The organism is Nocardia sp. NPDC051750, assembly GCF_044453135.1.
In the GTDB taxonomy this organism is placed as follows: domain Bacteria; phylum Actinomycetota; class Actinomycetes; order Mycobacteriales; family Mycobacteriaceae; genus Nocardia.
In genome coordinates this window covers 1-19,558 of record NZ_JBITCK010000008.1, presented here as the reverse complement: position 1 = coordinate 19,558, position 19,558 = coordinate 1, and the positions used below count along the sequence as shown (strand labels likewise).

Annotated in this window: 18 protein-coding genes and 1 rRNA gene; 2 read left to right on the top strand and 17 right to left on the bottom strand. The window is 69.2% G+C overall.

What is annotated here, in order from left to right; genetic code table 11:
• Positions 1-318: 318 nt before the first annotated feature.
• The 10 genes from der to steA form a co-directional block, all read right to left on the bottom strand.
• Positions 319-1,746 carry a ribosome biogenesis GTPase Der gene (gene der / locus ACIA75_RS31055; RefSeq protein ID WP_397110408.1) on the bottom strand — a complete coding sequence of 476 codons (1,428 nt, stop codon included), beginning with the start codon at positions 1,744-1,746 and terminating at the stop codon, positions 319-321.
• Positions 1,743-2,441 (bottom strand): (d)CMP kinase, encoded by a 699-nt coding sequence (cmk, locus tag ACIA75_RS31050; protein WP_397111093.1) that lies wholly within the window; start codon positions 2,439-2,441, stop codon positions 1,743-1,745. Before cmk ends, der begins: the two co-directional genes overlap by 4 nt.
• A gap of 80 nt (positions 2,442-2,521) precedes the next feature.
• Positions 2,522-3,724: a pseudouridine synthase gene (locus ACIA75_RS31045; RefSeq protein WP_397110406.1), complete on the bottom strand. Its 1,203-nt coding sequence runs from the start codon at positions 3,722-3,724 to the stop codon at positions 2,522-2,524.
• A gap of 228 nt (positions 3,725-3,952) precedes the next feature.
• Positions 3,953-4,633 carry an SMC-Scp complex subunit ScpB gene (scpB, locus tag ACIA75_RS31040; RefSeq protein ID WP_397111092.1) on the bottom strand — a complete coding sequence of 227 codons (681 nt, stop codon included), beginning with the start codon at positions 4,631-4,633 and terminating at the stop codon, positions 3,953-3,955.
• Between the two features lie 71 nt (positions 4,634-4,704).
• A complete protein-coding gene (locus tag ACIA75_RS31035) occupies positions 4,705-5,595 on the bottom strand; it encodes a segregation and condensation protein A (protein ID WP_397110404.1) in 891 nt (296 codons plus the stop codon).
• The gene (locus ACIA75_RS31030) at positions 5,592-6,530 is read right to left on the bottom strand and encodes a ParA family protein (RefSeq protein ID WP_397110402.1); all 939 of its coding nucleotides are present in this window, start codon (positions 6,528-6,530) and stop codon (positions 5,592-5,594) included. Before ACIA75_RS31030 ends, ACIA75_RS31035 begins: the two co-directional genes overlap by 4 nt.
• 173 nt (positions 6,531-6,703) lie before the next feature.
• The gene (locus ACIA75_RS31025; RefSeq protein ID WP_397110400.1) at positions 6,704-7,651 is read right to left on the bottom strand and encodes a site-specific tyrosine recombinase XerD; all 948 of its coding nucleotides are present in this window, start codon (positions 7,649-7,651) and stop codon (positions 6,704-6,706) included.
• A 13-nt stretch (positions 7,652-7,664) separates the two neighbouring features.
• Positions 7,665-8,321, bottom strand: coding sequence for an NUDIX domain-containing protein (locus ACIA75_RS31020; RefSeq protein WP_397110398.1), 657 nt, complete (start codon positions 8,319-8,321; stop codon positions 7,665-7,667).
• Positions 8,318-10,045, bottom strand: coding sequence for a CTP synthase (locus ACIA75_RS31015; protein ID WP_397110396.1), 1,728 nt, complete (start codon positions 10,043-10,045; stop codon positions 8,318-8,320). Before ACIA75_RS31015 ends, ACIA75_RS31020 begins: the two co-directional genes overlap by 4 nt.
• Before the next feature lie 305 nt (positions 10,046-10,350).
• Entirely contained in the window at positions 10,351-11,562 is a 1,212-nt protein-coding gene (gene steA, locus ACIA75_RS31010; protein WP_397110394.1) for a putative cytokinetic ring protein SteA, read from the bottom strand.
• A gap of 172 nt (positions 11,563-11,734) precedes the next feature.
• On the opposite strand from steA, the gene ACIA75_RS31005 reads away from it, so the two are divergent.
• The gene (locus ACIA75_RS31005; protein ID WP_397110392.1) at positions 11,735-12,154 is read left to right on the top strand and encodes an SRPBCC family protein; all 420 of its coding nucleotides are present in this window, start codon (positions 11,735-11,737) and stop codon (positions 12,152-12,154) included.
• A 218-nt stretch (positions 12,155-12,372) separates the two neighbouring features.
• Here the strand turns inward: ACIA75_RS31005 and recN are convergent, their stop codons facing one another.
• From recN to ACIA75_RS30980, 5 genes are read right to left on the bottom strand one after another with little or no spacing between them, the layout of a single operon-like run.
• Positions 12,373-14,145 (bottom strand): DNA repair protein RecN, encoded by a 1,773-nt coding sequence (gene recN, locus ACIA75_RS31000; RefSeq protein WP_397110390.1) that lies wholly within the window; start codon positions 14,143-14,145, stop codon positions 12,373-12,375.
• Entirely contained in the window at positions 14,123-15,097 is a 975-nt protein-coding gene (locus ACIA75_RS30995; RefSeq protein ID WP_397110388.1) for an NAD kinase, read from the bottom strand. Before ACIA75_RS30995 ends, recN begins: the two co-directional genes overlap by 23 nt.
• Entirely contained in the window at positions 15,094-15,915 is an 822-nt protein-coding gene (locus ACIA75_RS30990) for a TlyA family RNA methyltransferase (RefSeq protein ID WP_397110386.1), read from the bottom strand. The genes ACIA75_RS30995 and ACIA75_RS30990 overlap by 4 nt, the downstream gene beginning before the upstream one ends.
• Position 15,916: 1 nt before the next feature.
• On the bottom strand, positions 15,917-16,201 hold the full coding sequence (locus ACIA75_RS30985; protein WP_397110384.1) for a hypothetical protein: 285 nt from the start codon (positions 16,199-16,201) through the stop codon (positions 15,917-15,919).
• A 13-nt stretch (positions 16,202-16,214) separates the two neighbouring features.
• Complete coding sequence (locus ACIA75_RS30980) at positions 16,215-17,117, bottom strand: HAD-IIA family hydrolase (RefSeq protein WP_397110382.1); 903 nt, start codon at positions 17,115-17,117, stop codon at positions 16,215-16,217.
• Between the two features lie 240 nt (positions 17,118-17,357).
• Between ACIA75_RS30980 and ACIA75_RS30975 the strand changes: the two genes are divergently transcribed.
• Positions 17,358-17,846: a GyrI-like domain-containing protein gene (locus tag ACIA75_RS30975; RefSeq protein WP_397110380.1), complete on the top strand. Its 489-nt coding sequence runs from the start codon at positions 17,358-17,360 to the stop codon at positions 17,844-17,846.
• Positions 17,847-17,901: 55 nt separating this feature from the next.
• On the opposite strand, the gene ACIA75_RS30970 is transcribed toward ACIA75_RS30975, so the two are convergent.
• Together ACIA75_RS30970 and rrf are read right to left on the bottom strand one after the other, a co-directional pair.
• Positions 17,902-19,335 carry a hypothetical protein gene (locus ACIA75_RS30970; RefSeq protein WP_397110378.1) on the bottom strand — a complete coding sequence of 478 codons (1,434 nt, stop codon included), beginning with the start codon at positions 19,333-19,335 and terminating at the stop codon, positions 17,902-17,904.
• A 137-nt stretch (positions 19,336-19,472) separates the two neighbouring features.
• A 5S ribosomal RNA gene (gene rrf / locus ACIA75_RS30965) occupies positions 19,473-19,558 on the bottom strand; the annotation flags it as partial.

The following is a 19,558-nucleotide window of genomic DNA, read 5'->3' as shown; positions in this document are numbered from 1 at the left end:
TCCGCCGCCATTGCCGGTGAACACGACTCACTTCCGGAACCCAACTCTCGGACCCGCGCCGAACTCCGATTCGGACCCAACCATGCTGCCCGGCACGGCCGACCATCAGCGGAGGTGTGGCCGTCCCTCCCCCCGTGGCCCGCACCCGGCGACACCACACGCCGAACTCACCGCGCCGCATACAGGCGCCCGGCGCCGCAACAAGTGCTTTCAGCCCTCGAAGCGCCATGCAGCGAAGCCGCGAGTCTCGAGGGCTGAAAGCACGATCACACGTCCGCGACCGGGCCCCACCGCACCTTCGCAATCAGCGCCGACAATCTACTTCTTCGGGCGCTTCTCCCGGACCCGCACCGAGATCCGCACCGGCGACCCGTCGAACCCGAACTCCTCCCGCAGCCGCCGCTCCAGGAACCGCCGGTAGCCGGCCTCCAGGAACCCCGTGGTGAACAGCACGAAGGTCGGCGGGCGGGTGGTCGCCTGGGTGGCGAACAGCACCCGGGGCAGCCGGCCACCGCGCATGGGCGGCGGCGTCGCGGCGATCACCTCTTTCAGCCAGGTGTTCAACCGCCCGGTCGGGATCCGTTTATCCCAGGATTCGAGCGCGGTCTCCATGGCCGGGACCAGCTTCTGCACCGCGCGGCCTGTGTGCGCGGAGATATTGACCCGCTGCGCCCATGGCACCCGGATCAGATCGCGGTCCACCTCGCGGTCGAGTTGCAACCGGCGGTCCTCGTCCACCAGATCCCATTTGTTGAACGCCAGCACCAGCGCCCGCCCGGAATCGGCGACCAGGCTGATCACCCGCAGATCCTGTTCGGTGATCGGCTGTGAGGAGTCGATCAGCATGATCGCCACCTCGGAGGCCTCGAGCGCGGATTTGGTGCGCAGCGACGCATAGAACTCGGTGCCGGTGGCGTTGGAGACCTTGCGGCGCAGGCCCGCGGTGTCGACGAACCGCCACACCTTGCCGCCCAGTTCCACCAGCGAATCCACCGGGTCGACCGTAGTGCCGGCGATATCGTGCACCACCGACCGCTCGTCGCCGCTCAGCTTGTTCAACAGGCTCGACTTGCCGACGTTCGGTTTCCCGACGAGCGCCACCCGGCGCGGCCCGCCCGCACCGCCGGTGTCCTCGCGAGGCGTTTCGGGCAGCACTTCGAGCACATCGTCGAGCAGATCCCCGGTGCCGCGCCCGTGCGCCGCGGACACCATCCGCGGTTCACCGAGCCCCAGCGACCACAGCGCAGCCGCATCCGATTCGATCCGCTGATCGTCGACCTTGTTCGCGACCAGGATCACCGGCGTCTTCGCCCGGCGCAGCACCTTCACCGCCGCTTCGTCGGTGGCGGTCGCGCCGACCACCGCGTCCACGACCAGCAGGATGGCGTCGGCGGTGTGCATCGCCAGTTCGGCCTGACGGGCCACCGACTGCTGCAACCCCTTGGCGTCCGGTTCCCAGCCGCCCGTGTCCTGAACCCAGAAGCGGCGGCCGGACCAGGAGGCCTCGTAGGACACGCGGTCGCGCGTCACGCCGGGCACATCCTCGACCACCGCCTCCCGGCGCCCCAGAATCCGGTTGACCAGTGTCGATTTACCCACGTTCGGACGACCGACCACCGCCAGCGTGGGCATCGCCAACTGGTCGGCGATATCCGGATCGCCCGCGAGATCGGTGATCTCCCAGTCGGTTTCGTCACTCCATACGCCGTCTCCGGCGAGTACATCGCTCATCGTGTCCCCGCTCATCCGGCAGCTCCCCGGCGCCGTGCCGCATGCCGTTCGCGCGGCTGATCCAGCTGCCGGGCGACCTCGCGGTACAACTCTTCGATCGTTTCGTCCATCGTCAGCTCGCTGGTGTCGACCTGCACCGCATCCTCGGCGCGCCGCAGTGGCGATACTGCCCGGGTCGAATCGAGGCGATCGCGGCGCTGTACATCGGCGAGCACGCCGGCGTAGTCGTCACCGCGGCCCTCGGCGATATTCTGCTGATTGCGCCGATGCGCACGCGCCTGCGCGGACGCGGTCAGATAGATCTTGGCATCGGCGTCGGGCAGCACCGTGGTGCCGATATCCCGGCCCTCGACCACGACCCGGCCGGCGCTCACCGCGATCTCCCGCTGCAGCGCCACCAGCTGTTCACGAACCTCCGGCACCGCCGACACCGCCGACACCGCCGCCGTCACCGCGGGCCCGCGGATCTCGGCGCGCACATCGTCGCCGTCGAGTTCGATCAGCTCACGCTCCGGATCGGTGCCGATCCGCAACGGCATATCGGTGATCGCCGAATACACCGCGGCACTGTCGGCCGGGTCGATTCCGGCCCGCAGCACCTGCAAGGTCGCGACCCGGTACATGGCACCGGTATCGAGATACCGGGCCGACAGGCGCGCCGCCAGGCGCCGCGAGACACTGGATTTCCCGGTGCCTGAGGGTCCGTCCATCGCCACGACCAGCGACCGGGCGCCCGCCGGGTCCGCGATGAGCCCTACCGGAGCTTCCACGCCGTTCACAACGACCCCCTTCACAATGACACCGCCTCGTAGAGTTTGCCGATTTCGTCACGTCCGAGCACCCGCAGGGTGCCCGGCCGCTGATCGGCCAGGACCACCGGGCCGATATGTGTGCGGACCAGCCGGGTCACCGGGTGCCCGACCGCGTCCAGTAGGCGCCGCACGATATGTTTGCGCCCCTCGTGCAACACCACCTTCACCAGGGAGCGTCCCGCGTCGACCTCGAGGACCTGGAATTTGTCCACGGTGGCGGGGCCGTCCTCGAGTTCCACGCCGTCGCGCAGGATCTTCCCGATGGAACGGTGCACCTCGCCCTGCACGGTCGCGAGGTAGGTCTTCGACACGAGAAACGACGGATGCATCAGCCGATGGGCCAGATCGCCGTCGTTGGTGAGCAGCAGCAGTCCTTCGGTATCGGCGTCCAGCCGGCCGACATGGAACAGCCGCTGCCCCGCCGCCACCCGTTCGGCCACGATATCGCCGACACACGGGCGCCCCAGATCGTCGGACATAGTGGACTGCCAGCCCTTGGGTTTGTTCAGGGCCAGATGCACCAGTTCCTCGCGGACCACCACGCGGATCCCGTCCACCCGCACGACGGCGTTCTCCGGGTCGATGCGCAGGCCCTGTTCGCGCACGATGATGCCGTCCACCTCGACCCGGCCCCGGTCGATCATCTCCTCGGCGGCCCGGCGGGAGGCCACACCGGCCTTGGCCAAAACCTTCTGCAGACGTTCGCCCTCGCCCCAGGGCATCTTCTCGTGGCCGGGCTCGTCCGCATCCACATGCTGGCGGCGGGCCGGTTTGGCATTGTTCAGCTGCGGTGCGCCAACGGACCGAGTCTGGTTCTTGCGAGACGGGGCGCCGCTGCTCGGGCGCCCACCGGTCCGCGAACCGGTGCTGGAGCCTGCACGTCCGGTCGCTGCGGGACCGCTACGCCCCGTACCGGCCGAACCACTGCGCCCGGTACCGGCGAAACCACTCCGTCCCGCCCCCGCGGAACCGCTACGCCCCGAACCGGCGGTGGAATCACTCCGTCCCGCACCGGCGGAACCGCTACGCCCCGAACCAGCGGGACCACCACGACCCGCACCGGCGGCGGAACCGCCACGCCCGGCGCCCGCGGAGCCACCGCGTCCGGTGGCAGGGGCGCCGCCACGCCCTGTCGAGGGCGAGCCACCGCGACCCGCCTGCGGGCGGCCACCACGGCCCATCGGCGCGTCCGCGCTTCCGGCGCGCTGTACCTGTTCACTGCGCGCCCCGCGCTCGGTGCTGCGCGCCCCTCCGGCGCGCGCGGTACGGGGCGCCTCACTACCTCCGCGGCGGGCGTCCCCCGTCCCGCGGGGTGCGCCGCGCCCGCGACCGGCCCGGCTGGGCTGGTCGCTGCGTTGTCTACGGTCCGGTGTGCCATCTCGGCGAGCGGGTGTATTCACGATGTCCTGTCAATCCTCGGCGCCGAGATTCAGATCGTCCTCGGCGGGTTTGCGCAGCCTGGTGTAGCGGGGATCCGTTTCCAGACTGTCGTTGATCTCATCGATCAGGTCGACGCCCGGCAGTAGGGGCGCCAGCTCCGGCAGATCGCTCAGCGACGCCAGTCCGATCCGCTCCAGGAACAGTTCGGTGGTGCCGTACAGCGTGCCGTTGGTTTCCGGATCGGCGCCGGCCTCGGTGATCAGCCCCCTGGCCAGCAGGGTCCGCATCACACCGTCGACGTTGACACCGCGTACCGCGCTGACCCGAGCCCGGGTCACCGGTTGACGGTATGCCACCACCGCCAGCGTCTCCAGAGCCGCCCGGGTCAACTTCGACCGGGCGCCGTCGAGCAACATACGCTCCACATACGGTGCGTACTCGCTGCGAGTATAGAAGCGCCACCCGTCTCCGGCGAAACGCAGATCGATTCCACTGCGCCGCGACGACAGTTCTGCCGACATCTCCCGCAACGCCTGCTCGACCCGCCCAGCGGACTCGTCCAACGCCGATGCCAGCTGCTCTACCGGCGCCGGAGTGTCCACAACGAGCAGAATCGCCTCGAGCGCGGCCCGGAATTCGGCATCGTCCAGGGACTCGGGCGCGAATTCGGTCACAGTTTCGCTGACCGCCTCCGGACCTGATTCGGTCATGCTCTGTCCACCACGGACGACCGAAGGCCCTGCGTGGTCACGCTCCGCTACCGCCTCCGGGCCTGATTCGGTCATCCGTAGTCCTCCTCGATTGTTACCGGTGCGGCCGCACTGTCCTCTCCGATCCAGCGGACCGCGAGGGGGCCCAAGGGGTCGGGTTGGTCGAATTCGATCGACCGGCCCCGGTAGAGCTCGAGCAGGGCGAGGAACCGCGCCACGATCTGGATCGGGGCCGCGCAATCGGCCACCAGATCGGCGAAGGTGGTCCAGGTTCCCGCGCCCAGCGCCTGCAGGCGTGCCAGTACGAGAGTGGCCTGTTCGGCGACCGAGATCGCGTGCGCGTGCAGATGGTCCAGGCCCACCGTCGGTATCGGCCGGGGCCGGAACGCCGCCGCGGCGATCTCGGCGAACTCCGCCGCGTTCACCCCGAGGGTAACCTCCGGCAGCAGTCCGGCGAACCGTTCCTCCAAGCTCACCGCCCGCGGATACCGGCGCAACGCGGCGGCTTCCAGTTCCGCCAGCAATTCGGCGACCTGCTTGAACGCCCGGTATTGCAGCAACCTCGCGAACAGCAGATCCCGCGCCTCGAGCAGTTCCAGATCGTCGGGATCGGTCACCTCCCCCGACGGCAGCAGGCGCGCGGCCTTCAGATCCAGCAGGGTGGCGGCAACAACCAGGAACTCGGTGGTCTGATCCAGGATCTTGTCGGTGCGCAGCGAATTCCCAGGCTGCGCCAGACCGGCCGTGAGCGCCTTGGTGTAGGCGATGAATTCATCGGTGACCTGATGCAGCGCGACCTCGGTCACATCGAGCCGGCGCTGGGAGATCAGCTGCAACAGCAGATCGAACGGCCCCTCGAAATTGCTCAGCCGCAGATGGAAACCGGTCTTCTCCGGCGCCGCCCCCGCGGAATCGCCGGCTTCGCTGCTACTCGTCGGTGCGGGTCCAGGTGCCGCGCTCACCGACCGGACCGGTGGATGACTTCCCGTGCCATCGCGCGATACGCCTCGGCTCCGCTGGATTTCGGCGCCCAGGTGGTGATCGGCTCACCGGCGACGCTGGCGTCCGGGAACCGGACGGTCCGCGCGATCGCCGTGTCGTACACCAGGTCCCCGAACACCTCCACCACACGCGCCATCACCTGACGAGAATGCAACAGCCTGGCATCGAACATGGTGACCACGATGCCGTACAGGCTCAGCCGCGGGTTGAGCCGGTCCCGCACTTTCTCCACGGTGTCGTTGAGCAGCGCCAGCCCGCGGAGCGAGAAGTACTCGCATTCCATCGGGATGATCACGCCGTCGGAGCAGGCCAGCGCATTCACTGTGAGCAGCCCGAGCGACGGCTGGCAGTCGATGAGGATGTAGTCGTAGCGATCCCGGATCGGTTCCAGCGCCCGGCCCAGCGATTGTTCCCGGCCGACCTCGTTGACCAGCTGGATCTCCGCCGCGGACAGGTCGATATTGCTCGGCAGCAGATCCAGATTCTCGATCTTGGTCTGCATCAGGACGTCGTCGGCGCGGCCGGGCGCCCCGATCAGCAGATTGTGCACGGTCAGGTCGAGATCGTGGTGCGCCACCCCGAGCCCCGCCGACAACGCACCCTGCGGATCGAGATCGACCAGCAGTACCCGCCGGCCGTATTCGGCAAGGGCGGCACCCAGGTTGATGGTCGAGGTGGTCTTGCCGACCCCACCCTTCTGGTTGCACATCGCCACGATGAGCGCGTTGCCCGTCTGCGCGGGCGCCGGCGGATCCGGGACCGTACGCAGCGGCCGCCCGGTCGGGCCGAGCTCGGCGTTTGCCGGGACGGGTTCGGGACCCGCACCCCATACGGACGCGGCGCGCTCGTCGTTCTCGGCGCCCCTCGGCGGTTCTGCCGCTCCGACTGTCGTCACGATCCGCTGCTCCTTATACGTTCCTGCCCGTCGCCTCGTAAGCGTAACGAGGCCGATCAAGGCACGGTCTCGCTTTCGCCACGGTCCGGCTCCTACTAGACGCTACCGGTTGACAGCACTCGAGCGCCCAGTGTGGCCACGGCGTGTTCCTTTTGCGCACCAATACCACAACATCACCGCGCCCTGGGATGCGCGGTCGCCCAGACCTCTCGCAGTGTCCCGACCGTGACCAGCGTGTAGATCTGGGTGGTCGTCACCGACGCGTGACCCAGCAGTTCCTGCACCACCCGCACATCGGCGCCCCCGTCCAGCAGGTGGGTGGCGAACGAGTGCCGCAGCGTATGTGGAGAGACCGTGGCCGTGATGCCCGCGCGCTCCGCCGCGCGCTGCAGGACCTGCCAGGCGCTCTGCCGGGACAGGCGACCGGCGCGGACATTCAGGAACAGCGCGGCCGCGGCACCCGGGGTCCGGGCACCACTGTGCCCGTGGGCCGCCAGTGCGGGCCTACCGCGCACCAAGTACGCGTCCACGGCCGCCAGCGCCGGTCGTCCGACCGGAACGATCCGCTGTTTACCGCCCTTACCCCGCAGCACCACCGCGCGACCTTCGAGATCGAGGTCGTCGATATCGAGGCCGACTGTCTCCGAGATCCGCGCACCGGTCGAATACAGCAGTTCCAGCATGGCCCGATCCCGCAGTCCCCGGGCCCCGGCATCCCCTCCGGCCCCGGTGTCCGCGCCGACCGATTCCAGCAGCCGCAGCACCTGGTCCACCGGCAGCGCTTTGGGTAGCCGCTGCCCGACCATCGGTGGTTTCACCGCATGCGCGACATCGGCACTGATCAGTCCCTCCGCGGCGGCGAAGCGATGCAGCCCGCGCACCGCGATCAGCGCACGCGCCACCGAACCCGGCGCCAACGGCGGGTGCCGGGTATCTCCCGCACGCAGTGCGACGGCGAATTCGCCGATACCGACCGCGGTGACGGATTCCAGGTCCTTGATTCCGCGATCGTTCAGGAACTCCTGGTAGCGCCCCAGATCCCGGCGGTACGCCGACAGCGTGCTGCGCGCGGCACCGCGTTCCACCGCGAGATGGTCCAGGAAGACATCGGCCTCGCGCACCCCATACCCGCCCTCAGTCCGCGGTCCGTCGCGCCGCCTGGCGGCGCAGCAGCGCATCCGGTTGGCCCGGCCACGGTGCGTCGGCGGGACGCAACGGAAGGTCCGTGGCGTCGGCCGTACTCAGGGCCAGCAGCCCCGCGACCGCGGTAGCGTTCACGATCTCGCCCGCCAATGCCGCACGCACCGCGTCACCCAGCGGCATCCGGACCAGTTCGAGGTCGGCTTCCTCGTGCTCGGGCTCGGGCCGTTCGGTGTCGGTGAGCCCCCGCGCCAGATACACCCGCAGCGCCTCGTCGGTGAAACCCGGGGAGAGCGCCACATCGACGAGCACCGACCACTCCCTGGCGGCCAGCCCGGTTTCTTCGGCCAGTTCCCGGCGGGCCGCCGCGAGCGGATCCTCACCGGCGATGTCGATCAGTCCGGCCGGAAGTTCCAGCAACCGCTCCCCGAGCGGGTGCCGGTACTGGCGGATCAGCACGACCCGCCCCTCGTCGTCCACCGCGACCACCGCGACCGCGCCGTGGTGCTCGACCACCTCGCGTTCCGCCACCCGTCCGTCCGGCATCTCGACCTGGTCCAGCCGCAGCGCCACGATCGCGCCGCTGTAGACGACCCGGCTGTCGACGGTCCGGAACGCGTGGCTCCCGGGCACCGGATCCGTGCTGCTCATGAGACCTGCTCGGCAGCGCCGACCGTTTCCTGCTCACCGGGGATGTCCACGGGAAGCCGTTCGGCGAGCTTGTACCGCAGCGCGGCGGCGATCAATTCGGCGAACAGCGGATGCGGCCGGGTCGGGCGGCTCTTCAGTTCGGGATGGGCCTGGGTGCCGACGAAGAACGGGTGGACATCGGCCGGCAGTTCGACGAACTCCACCAGATGCCCGTCCGGCGAGGTGCCGCTGAACCGGAGCCCGCCGGCGGCGATCTTGTCGCGGTAGGCGTTGTTCACCTCGTACCGGTGCCGGTGACGCTCGGACACCTCGGTCGCACCGTAGGCCCGGGCCACCACAGACCCCTTCTCCAATACCGCCGGGTACGCGCCGAGGCGCATGGTGCCGCCCAGATCGGCTTCACCGGCGACGGCCTGCTCCTGATCGGCCATGGTGGAGATCACCGGGTGTTCGGTCTCCGGCTCGAATTCGGCGGAGTTGGCGTCGGCGAGTCCGACCGAACGCGCGGCTTCGATCACCATGCACTGCAGCCCGAGGCACAGCCCGAGCAGCGGCAGTTTGCGGTCGCGGGCGTACCGGATCGCACCGACCTTGCCCTCGATACCGCGGATCCCGAAACCGCCGGGGATCAGCACCGCGTCCACATCACGCAGGGCGGCCTGCGCATCGGCCGGGGTCTGGCAGTCGTCGGACTGTACCCAGCGTAATTTCACCTTCGCCCGGTGCGCGAAACCGCCGGCCCGCAGCGCCTCGGTGACCGACAGATACGCATCCGGCAGGTCCACATACTTCCCGACCAGCGCGACCTCCACCGTTTCCCGCGGCGCGTGGACCCGGTCGAGCAGATCACCCCAGACGGTCCAGTCGACATCGCGGAACGGCAGCCCGAGCTTGCGCACCACGTAGGCGTCCAGCCCTTCCCGGTGCAGGACCTTCGGAATGTCGTAGATCGACGGCGCGTCCGGTGTGGAAATGCACGCGTCGACCTCCACATCGCACATCAGCGCGATCTTGCTCTTCAGACCGGCCGATACCTCGCGATCACAGCGCAGGATCAGTGCGTCCGGCTGGATACCGATACTGCGCAGCGCCGCCACCGAATGCTGAGTGGGTTTGGTCTTGAGCTCACCGGAGGGCGCCAGGTACGGCACCAGCGATACGTGCAGGAAGAAGACATTGTCGCGGCCGACATCGTGCCGGATCTGCCGGGCGGCCTCGAGGAACGGCTGGGATTCGATATCCCCGACTGTCCCGCCGATCTCCGTGATCACCACATCCGGTTCGTGTCCCTGCAGGTCCGGGCCGCGCATTGCGAGCACGCGGGCCTTGATCTCGTCGGTGATGTGCGGGATCACCTGCACCGTATCGCCGAGGTATTCGCCCCGCCGTTCCTTGGCGATGACCGAGGAGTAGACCTGGCCGGTGGTGACGTTGGCGTCCCTGGTCAGATCGCGATCGAGAAACCGCTCGTAGTGCCCCACATCGAGGTCGGTCTCGGCGCCGTCCTCGGTCACGAACACTTCACCGTGCTGGAACGGGTTCATGGTGCCGGGATCGACGTTCAAGTAGGGGTCGAGCTTCTGCATGGTGACTCGTAGCCCCCGTGCGGTCAGCAACTGACCGAGACTGGAAGCGGTGAGACCCTTACCGAGCGAGGAGGCGACACCACCGCTCACGAAGATGTGTTTGGTGGACGTGCGCGCCTGAATCCGTGTATGACCCACGGGTCTTCACGGTAACACGAAACCTGCCCGGCAATCGACCGCCACTCCCGGTTAACCACCCGATCGCCGAACTCGGCCCGCTCGAGCGCACCGGACCAGCGGCGCCGCGCACTCACTTCTGCCTCGACGGCACCACCGGCCACTTCTTCCCCGGTCCGGTGGCACGGCCACTCTTCCCGGTCCGATCCGAACTGCGCCGCCGCGGGTGCTGAACAATTGCGCGAAGACAACAGCGAGGCCTCCGGACCGGAGCGGAGGCGGAGGTACGCACAACGCGCACGGCCGGAGCGGAGGCGGAGGTACGCCTATTCGGAGCGGCTCAGAACCTCCCGGCCCCAGAGTTCCGCGCGGTCCAGCATCTCCTGCGCCCCCGCCAGCATTTCACTGCCGTGCCCGACCGCCAGGATCGCCACGATCGCCGCTCCGAGCACCGCGAGGATCAGCAGCGCCGTGAGCACACCCGAGACGCGGCTCCGGTACAGCGTGGCCACCGCGCTCGCGTCCATGATCGATTCGCCGACCTTGAGCCTGGTCAGGAAGGTCGCCGGATTGCTGTCCCGGCGGCCGCGGTCGAAGAACTCCTCCAGGGAGGCGCTCGCGCCGGCCGTCACGATCAGCGCGGCACCGTGGTGATGGGCCAGTAGCAACGCCAGGTCGGCGGGCGTCCCGGAGCACGGGAAGGTCGTCGCGCCGAGGCCCAGCTCCTTGACCCGTTCCAGACCGTCGGCCCGGCCCTCCAGGTCCGCCGGAACGATCAGTTCGGCCCCGCAGGTCAGCGTTTTGGTTGTGAGATCGTCCGGATTTCCGACGATCAGATCGGGTCGATAACCGGTCCGGCGCAGCGCCTCCGCACCGGTACCCACACCGATCATGATCGGGCCGTATTCCCTGATGAACGGTTTGAGCTTCTTCAGGTCTTCGGCATGCCCCGGCCCCGCGCCGACCACCACCACCTGCCGCCCGGTCAGGTCCAGCTCCGGCCCGGGCACGCCGATACCATCCATGAGCAGCGACGATTCGGCCCGGATGAATTCCAGGGTGTCACCGGCGAACGATTCCAGGTGTTCGGCCAACCCGTTGCGGGCCTCGCGCATCCGCTCGGCGATCGCCTCCTCGTCCAATTCCAGGCATTCGACCAGCACTTCGGGTTCCTTGCGGGTGAACCGGCCGGAGTAGACGACACCACCGTCGATCCGCACCCGGGCGCCGTCCTTGATCCGGCCGAACGCATCCGAGCTCACCGTGTCCAGCAGCAGCACACCGCCGGCGACCAGCACCTCGGGTCCGACGTTCGGGTAGCGGCCGGAAATCGACGGCGACGTGTTCACCACCGCGGTCACTCCGGCCGCGATCAGCCGATCGGCGACGGCCTGGTCCAGGTCCATTTCGTCGAGGACAGCTATATCGCCTGGTCCCAGCCGCTCGACCAGACGCCGGGTATCGCGGTCGACCCGGGCGATCCCGGTCCGGCCGGGCAGTGTCTCGGAATTCTTCGACAGCAGCGCCAGCATTTTCATGCAGCGATGATGTCGGTAAACCCTCAACCTTTGCTGTAGACACGCCGCTGACCGGCCGTCATTCGGGCAATCGATCAGCTATCCGCGGGCGCGCCGCCGGGTCGGCGCCGTGCGGAGGCCGGCCGGCCGGCGCCGTATGCTGCCGGGCACAGCTATTCGAAGAGGAGTCTCCATGGCCAGCACCACCGTCGACACCGTGATCGCCGCCCCGCGCGCGACCGTGTACCGGCTGTTCGCCGACCGCGAGAGCATCAGCCCGTACCTCGCCGTGAACGTCACGCTCGTCAAACCGGGCCATACCGAACGCGAAGGCGTGGGCGCCCAGCACAAGATCGGCGTCGGGCCGGTCGGGGTGGTGGAGGAGATCACCGCGCTGGTCCCCAATGAGCGGATGGAATACAAGATCGTCAAGGGCGCTCCGGTGAAGAGCCATACCGGAGTGATCACCTTCGCCGACGCCGGCGAAGGCACCCGGGTCGTCTACACCATGACCTCCGAGCCGTCCCTGCCCGTGCCCGCCAAGGCGCTGGAGGTCGGACTCAAAGGCTTGATCAACCAGTTCATCGCCGCCGCGCGCAAAGCCGTTCGCTGACTCGCCGGCCCAACCCACCGGCTACCGCAGGCCGCGCTCGGTTCCTCGTGATGTGGCCTGCTCGGAGAGGCCCGACGACATGCCGCTGGGCCCCAGACGCTGGGTGACCGTGGGACCGGCCAGTGCAGCGGGTCCGGGGCCGTTCCGACGAGGCCGGGCTGTAGGTGGTGCCACGCCGACAGCCCGGCTTCCACCGGAGGCGCGCACGCGCGAGCGGATCAGCGGGCCGTCATCCGCTCGGCGCGCGCGATATTGAGCAGTTCCCAGGCGTGCGCGCGGCCGGTTTCGGTATCGTCCAGCCCGGCCAGCATCCGGGCCAGTTCCACGATCCGCTCGTCCTGGGTCAGCGCCCGGACCCCCGAATTCACCGCGCCCTCACCGTCGTCGGATTTGTTCACCACCAGATGCGTATCGGCGAACGCCGCGACCTGGGCCAGATGCGTCACCACGATCACCTGGTGGGTGCGCGCCAGCCGCGCCAGCCGCCGCCCGATCTCGACCGCGGCCCGGCCACCGACACCGGCGTCCACCTCGTCGAACACCATCGTCGCGCCGTGCTCGTTGCCAGCCAGCACAACTTCCAGCGCCAGCATCACCCGCGACAGCTCACCACCGGACGCGCTCTTGCTCAACGGCAGCGATTGCGCACCGGAATGCGCCGCCAACCGCAGCTCCACCTCGTCCACTCCGGCGGGCCCGGCATGGAGTTCGGTCCCGTCGATCAGCAGCGGTGCCGAATCCTGGGGTCCGGCCGGAACCGGACGGACCACCGCCTCCAGGCGCGCCTTCCCCATCGCCAGCCCGCTCAGTTCCTCACTCACCGCCGCGGCCAGTTCGCCCGCCGCGGCGGTCCGCGCCGCCGACAGTTTCACCGCCGTGGCCCGCACCCGATCGGCGCCCGCCTCCACATCGGCGGCCAGCGCCGCCAGTGTCTCCTCCGACACATCCAGCGATTCCAGCCGGCCCCGCGCCTCGTCCGCCCATGCGAGCACCCCGTCGATATCGGGTGCGTACTTGCGGGTGAGCGATTTCAACTCGGCCTGCCGCGTCAGCATGGAGTCCAGTGCCCCGGGGTCGGACGGCAGGTCCGCCAGGTAGCCGCTCAACTCGGTGGTCAGATCCACCACCACCGCGATCGCGTCGGCCAGGCGCGGCGACAGCGCCGCCAGGGCCGGATCCTCGGCCCCGTCGATCCGGGACCGCGCGACCCCCAGCGCATCCAGCGCCCCGGCATTCTCCCCCGGATCATCCTCCGGACCCGCCAGCGCCTCGTGGGCCGTGGCCGCCGCCTCCCGTAACGAGTCCAGATCGCTGAGCCGCCGGATCTCCGCGACCAGGCGCTCGTCCTCACCCGGTTCCGGCGCGACCGCGTCGATTTCGGCCAGCGACTGGGTGAGCCGTTCGGCTTCGGCTGCCATCTCGCGGCTGCGCGCGGTGCGTTCCAGCAGAGAGCTGCGTGCGTCCAGCCAGGCGCGACGGGATTCGGTGTATTCGCGCAGCAGCGGACCCACGGTCACGTCCGCGAACTGGTCCAGTGCACGCAATTGCTGTTCGGGCCGTTGCAACCGCAGTTGGTCGTTCTGGCCGTGCACCGTGAGCAGTGGCGCGGTGAAATCCGACAGCACCGACGCGGGAACACCACGACCGCCCAGATGTGCCCGCGACCGTCCGTCGCTGCCGACCGTGCGGATCGCGATCACGGTACCGTCGTCATCGGCTTCGGCGGCCGCCGCTTCCAGCACCTGCTCGGCTTCGCCGCGCGCGGTCGCATTCACCTCGTCGAGGGTGAACCGGCCTTCCACCACCGCCCGGTTCGCGCCGAGCCGCACCCGGCCGGCATCCGCGCGCGCCCCGCTCAACAGGTGCAGACTGGTGACCACCATCGTCTTGCCCGCACCGGTTTCACCGGTGAGCACCGTCAGCCCTTCGTGGAATTGCGCGGTGGCCGTGGAGATAACGCCCAGTCCGTCAATTCTTATCTCTGTCAGCACGTGTGCCCTCCGTTCGCCGCCGGCCCCGCCAACCCGTTACCGGCAGCTCGAACTTGCGCACCATCCGGTCCGCGAACGGCGCGGAATCCAGCCGCACCCACCGCACCGGCTCGGCACCCCGGACCGCTTCGACCCGGCCGCCCCGCGGCAGTGCGAGGGTGCGCCTGCCATCCAGGAAAACTATCGCATCGTGGCCGGTGGCAACGGATTCGACCGCGATCCGCGAATCCGGGCTGGTCACCAGGGGGCGAGCGAACAGGGCATGGGCGTTGCTCGGAATCACCAGCAGCGCTTCCAGTTCCGGCCACACCACCGGTCCACCGGCCGAGAAAGCGTACGCGGTGGAACCGGTAGGGGTCGCGACAAGAATCCCGTCGCATCCGTACGACGACACCGGCCGGCCGTCGACCTCGAGCACCACTTCGAGTATTCCCATCCGCGCGGCATTCTCGATACTGGCCTCGTTCAATGCCCAGCCGCGCTCGATGACCTCGTCGTCGAGCCGGACGCAGAGGTCGATGGTCATCCGATCCTCGACCCGGTAGTCCCGCCGCACCACCTGGGCGAGCGCCTCGTCCAGATTCTCGGCCTCGGCTTCGGTGAGGAACCCGATACGGCCCAGGTTGATCCCGAGGACCGGTACGGTGACGTGCCGGGCCAGCTCCGCGGCCCGCAGCAGCGTCCCGTCGCCGCCGAGCGCGAGCACCATCTCACAGCCCAGCGCCGCATCCGGCTCATGCGCCACCACCTGCACCGGGTAGCCACCGGATTCGGTGACCGGCTCGCAGTCGGCGTCGAAGCGGGTGCTGTATGCCTCGTCGGCGAGCACCCGCAGGCCGATTCCCGCCTCGGCACAGATTTTCGCGACCCGATGGGCCGTTTCGCTGATCTCGGCCCGGCCGGGATGCGATACCAGCAGTATTTCCCTGGGACGAGCGACATCCGGGGTCATTGTGGACCTTCCTCGACCGCCAGCCGCACCATCTCCGCTACCTCGCCGGCCGCGTCGCCGGCGGTGTCCTCCCGGCGCAGCCACAAGAAGTATTCGACATTCCCGGACGGGCCCGGCAAGGGGCTGGCCACCACACCCGATGTCCGCAACCCGAGTTCCGCCGCCGTCGCGGCCACCGCGCACACCGCGTCCGCCCGCAGCTGCGGATCACGGACCACACCCCCGGACCCGACACGATCCTTACCGACCTCGAACTGCGGTTTGACCATCGGCACCAGATCGGCGCCGGGCGCCGCGCAGGCCGCCAGGGCCGGCAGCACCAAACTCAGCGAGATGAACGAGAGATCGGCGACCACGGTGTCGACCGGTCCGCCGATATCGCCGGGTGTGAGTGAACGGACATTGGTCCGGTCGAGAACGCGCACCCGCTCATCGGTACGCAGCCGCCACACCAGCTGCCCGTAACCCACATCGGCGGCCACCACTTCCCGCGCCCCACGATCGAGCAGTACATCGGTGAATCCACCGGTGGACGCGCCGGCGTCCAGGCAGCGCCGTCCGGTGACGGTCAGCCCGCGGGGCTCGAAAGCCGCGAGCGCGCCCAGTAGTTTGTGCGCACCGCGCGATGCCCACACCACCTCGTCGACCTGCTCCTTGACGATCAGCGGTGTCCCCGCCTCCACCGCGGTCGCCGGTTTCACCGCGACGGCACCGTTGATCAGCACCCGCCCGGCGCCGATCAGTTCCACAGCATGGTCGCGTGACCGCGCCAACCCGCGGCGGACCAGTTCCGCGTCCACTCGCGCCCGCCTGGCCACCTCAGATCTTGTCCACCGTCGCCAGAGCCTGGACCAGCACCTCATGGGCTTGTTCCAGGATGTGCGCCCGGCGGGCCAGGTCGGTACCGGCAGTATCGTTCCCGGACGCGCCGCTGCCGACCGTACCGGTGGCGAGCTCGGCGAGCAGTTCACGGACCTCGGCGCGGATCCGTTCCGGATCGGCGGGCTCGCTGTGCCCGGGCGCTCCGGGAAGATGCTGACCGGGCAGCGGCACTCCGGGGCGGGGCGTGCCGGGGTTGTTCGGACGAGGGTTCGGGGTAGTCATCGTGGGGTCAACGCTATCGGATTTCCGAACGAGGCGCGCGAACCCGCAGGGCCCGGTCCGGATGTGCGAGTAGTTCACGGCGGATGGCGGCCGGTTCGCCGATACCGCCGTCGACCGGCGCATTGTTCAACGCGGCCAGGCTGCCGGCGATATAGGTCGGCCAGCGCTGCTCGGGGAGCCCGGCCAGTTCCTCCACCGTGCTGACGCCGGTGAGCACCAGCAGCGAATCCAGGGCCACGTTCTCCGCACCGTCGATATCGGTGTCGAGGCGGTCACCCACCACCAGCGCGGCCCGCGTCCCGGCGCTTGCCAGCGCATCTTCGAGCAGCGGCGGATAGGGCTTTCCCGCGACGGTGGGTTCGCGATCCGTTGCGGCGCGCAGCGCCGCAACCATCGCACCGTTGCCCGGGGCGAGACCGCGTTCGTTCGGCAAGGTCCGATCGGTGTTGGCTGCCACCCAGACCGCGCCCGCGCGCAGCGCGTAGGACGCTTCGGCCAGGTCCGGCCACGCGGTCTGCGGGGAATGCCCTTGCACCACCGCCGCCACCGACTCCGCCGCGCGCCGCACCGGTTGCAGCCCGGCGGCTTTCACCTCGGCCGCCAGATCGTCGGTGCCTACCACCAGGACCTCCGCCCCCCGCTCCACGCGTTCGGCCAGTAACCGCCCCGCGGCCTGCGCACTGGTCACCACGTCCGTTTCCCCGGCCGGATAGCCCAGCTCGGCGAGATGCGCGGCCACCGCTCCCGCGGCCCGGCTCGCATTGTTGGTGACATACACCAGCCGCTGTGTCCCCCCGGCCAGTTCCGCCGGCCCACCCTCGACAACCGCAGATCCGCGGTACAGGGTCCCGTCCAGATCCAGCAGCAGCGCCTCGTACCGATCTCGCAACCGTGGCGTTTCACTCGCTTCCCGCACACCCGGACCCTACGTCGTCCCCCACAACCAGCCGACACCCACTCCACACGGCCACACGGCCACACGGCCACACGGCCACACGGCCACACGGCCACACGGCCACACGGCCACACGGAGGCCTGCTCACCCAGCTGTTCAGGGTGAAACGATGATTCTGCACTGTGGACGGCGTCGTAGCTGTGGAGAAATATCCGTCCGCACCCGATTCGACCGCAAGTCACCCGACCTTGGAGGAAATACATGGCCGCCGAGCCCGTCGATCAGATCGCCGAACCGCAGCTGCTGGAAATCGCCGAATCGACCCTCGCGGTCGTCCACGGCCGGGTCTCCCCGGAAGAGATCCGGGATTTCTTCGACAGATCCTTCAGCCGCCTGGCAGCCGTGATCGCCGCGCAGGACGTTGTCATCACCGGCCCCGCACTGGCCCGCTACGGGACTGCTACGGAGGACGCGGAGGAGATCACGCTGGGTTTCCCGGTCGACCGGCATATCCGCCCCGAGGGTGAGGTCGTGGCCGGGCAGCTCCCGGCCGGCCGGATCGCTCGGCTCGTCCACCGGGGTTCCTTCGACGGCCTGGGCCAGAGCTGGAACCTGCTGCACTCCTGGATCACCGAGCAGGGTCTCACCCCGGGAACCGACCGCTGGGAGGTCTACGTGACCGAACCGAGCCCCGAGATGGACCCGGCCGATCTGCGCACGGAAATCAACTGGTCGGTCGCGACAGCGTGAGCTCGGCGTATTCACCCGGGGCCCGCGGCATCCCCGGGTGAGGCACAGAAGGTTATCAGGAGCCGCCGGTCAGCTCCGCCGCCCGCTCCTCCGCATCGGTCTCGCCGTCGAGATCAGCGGACGCGGCATTGAAGAACCAGGTCAGCCCTTCTTCGGTGCGGCCGGCGGCGACAAGCGCATCGGCATAGGCGTAGAAGAGCCGCGCCGGACCGGATCCGGTACGGGCCGGATCCAGATCCGGGGTCTGCAGGGTAACCACCGCTTGGTCGTATTGGCCCAGATCCATCCGCGCACCGGCGACCACGATCCGCAGTTCGATCGCCTCGTCCCCGGTCAGCGCCCGCCCCTCGTCGCTGCGCCCGATTTCGATGGCCCGCTCGGGCCTGCCCAGGCCGCGTTCGCAGTCGGCCATCACGGCGAGCAGCCCCGAGCCACCGGCCATCCGTCGCGCAGCGCGCAGTTCCGACAGTGCTTCAGCCCACTCGCCGGCGTGATAGGCGACCACACCCGCCGTTTCGCGGACCACGGCGATCCGTCCCGCACGTTGCCGAGCCGCCTGCGCATGGGCCAGCGCCAGCCGCGGCTCGTCGTCGAGTAACTGCGCCGCCATCACCAGATGCCGCGCCACGGTTTCCGCGTTGCCCTTGTCCAGGCTCAGCAGATCACGCCGGATTGCGGGATCGAGGTCGCCCGCTTGAATATCGTCGGGCAGATCGGGTTCGTCCGGACGCGGCGGGCGGCGATCCGCTCCCCGGGCAGCACCCTCACCGCCCCGGCGTCGCGGACCACCCGAATCGCCGGTCCTGCGGTACTCACCCGGACCGTTGTTGCCGACCGGTCCGGAAGTCCGATCCGCCCCACGCCCCGGTCGGTTCGGCCCACCGCGCTGCCCGAACCGCCGCTCACCGCTGTCCGGGCGCCGATCAGGCCGGTCGGTGGCATCCCGGTAGCTCCGGTCCCGACCGGTGCCCTCGCCTACGGGCCGGTTACCTCCACGGTGGTCACCGCGGTCCTGATAGCCGCGCTCGGGCTTGTCCGCACCGGGCCGCGTGTCCCGGCTGCTGCCGTATCCGCCGGACCGTTTGTCGTCGCGATCAGGCCGCGATCCGCCGGCCCGGAAACCGCTTCGATCATCGGGTCGACCGCCCCGGTTGTCCCGGCCCGTCGCGGGGCCGCCCCGTTCGGTCCGGTCCCGGTCACCTCGGTAGGCGCCGCGGCCGCTGTCTCCGCCGAACCGGCTGTCACCGGTGCCCGCCCGTCCCCGGTTGCCGGCGCGGGATTCACCGGAACGGTCTCCGCGCTGCCCACCGGTGCCGGCGTCGTCACGCCGGAAACCGCCACGGCCGGCGGCCCCGCGGGATCTACCGTCGGCAGGCTTCTCACCACCCGATCCGGGCTTACCGTCGCCGCCCGCGGACCGGCGGAACCCGTTATCCGACCCGGAAGAATTGCGCCGGAAGGGTTTCCGGTCATCGCTGTGTTCCGGCACGGCGGATCCCTCTCTCAAATGAAAACGACTGAATCGATCACGGCGAACTTCTGTTCAGCACAAGTTTACGGGCCACATCCCGATACAGAAACGACGATAGGGGACCCAGATTCTGGGTCCCCTATCGTGGAATTATGTTCCGGCGGTGTCCTACTCTCCCACACCCTGTCGAGTGCAGTACCATCGGCGCTGGCAGGCTTAGCTTCCGGGTTCGGAATGGGAC

Excerpts from the sequence above, each read along its gene's own strand:
- der (WP_397110408.1), bottom strand. The coding sequence starts at position 1,746 with ATGAGCGGGGACACGATGAGCGATGTACTCGCCGGAGACGGCGTATGG.
- cmk (WP_397111093.1), bottom strand. The coding sequence starts at position 2,441 with ATGGACGGACCCTCAGGCACCGGGAAATCCAGTGTCTCGCGGCGCCTG.
- ACIA75_RS31045 (WP_397110406.1), bottom strand. The coding sequence starts at position 3,724 with ATGGGCCGTGGTGGCCGCCCGCAGGCGGGTCGCGGTGGCTCGCCCTCG.
- scpB (WP_397111092.1), bottom strand. The coding sequence starts at position 4,633 with ATGACCGAATCAGGTCCGGAGGCGGTCAGCGAAACTGTGACCGAATTC.
- ACIA75_RS31020 (WP_397110398.1), bottom strand. The coding sequence starts at position 8,321 with ATGAGCAGCACGGATCCGGTGCCCGGGAGCCACGCGTTCCGGACCGTC.
- steA (WP_397110394.1), bottom strand. The coding sequence starts at position 11,562 with ATGAAAATGCTGGCGCTGCTGTCGAAGAATTCCGAGACACTGCCCGGC.
- ACIA75_RS31005 (WP_397110392.1), top strand. The coding sequence starts at position 11,735 with ATGGCCAGCACCACCGTCGACACCGTGATCGCCGCCCCGCGCGCGACC.
- ACIA75_RS30995 (WP_397110388.1), bottom strand. The coding sequence starts at position 15,097 with ATGACCCCGGATGTCGCTCGTCCCAGGGAAATACTGCTGGTATCGCAT.
- ACIA75_RS30985 (WP_397110384.1), bottom strand. The coding sequence starts at position 16,201 with ATGACTACCCCGAACCCTCGTCCGAACAACCCCGGCACGCCCCGCCCC.
- ACIA75_RS30975 (WP_397110380.1), top strand. The coding sequence starts at position 17,358 with ATGGCCGCCGAGCCCGTCGATCAGATCGCCGAACCGCAGCTGCTGGAA.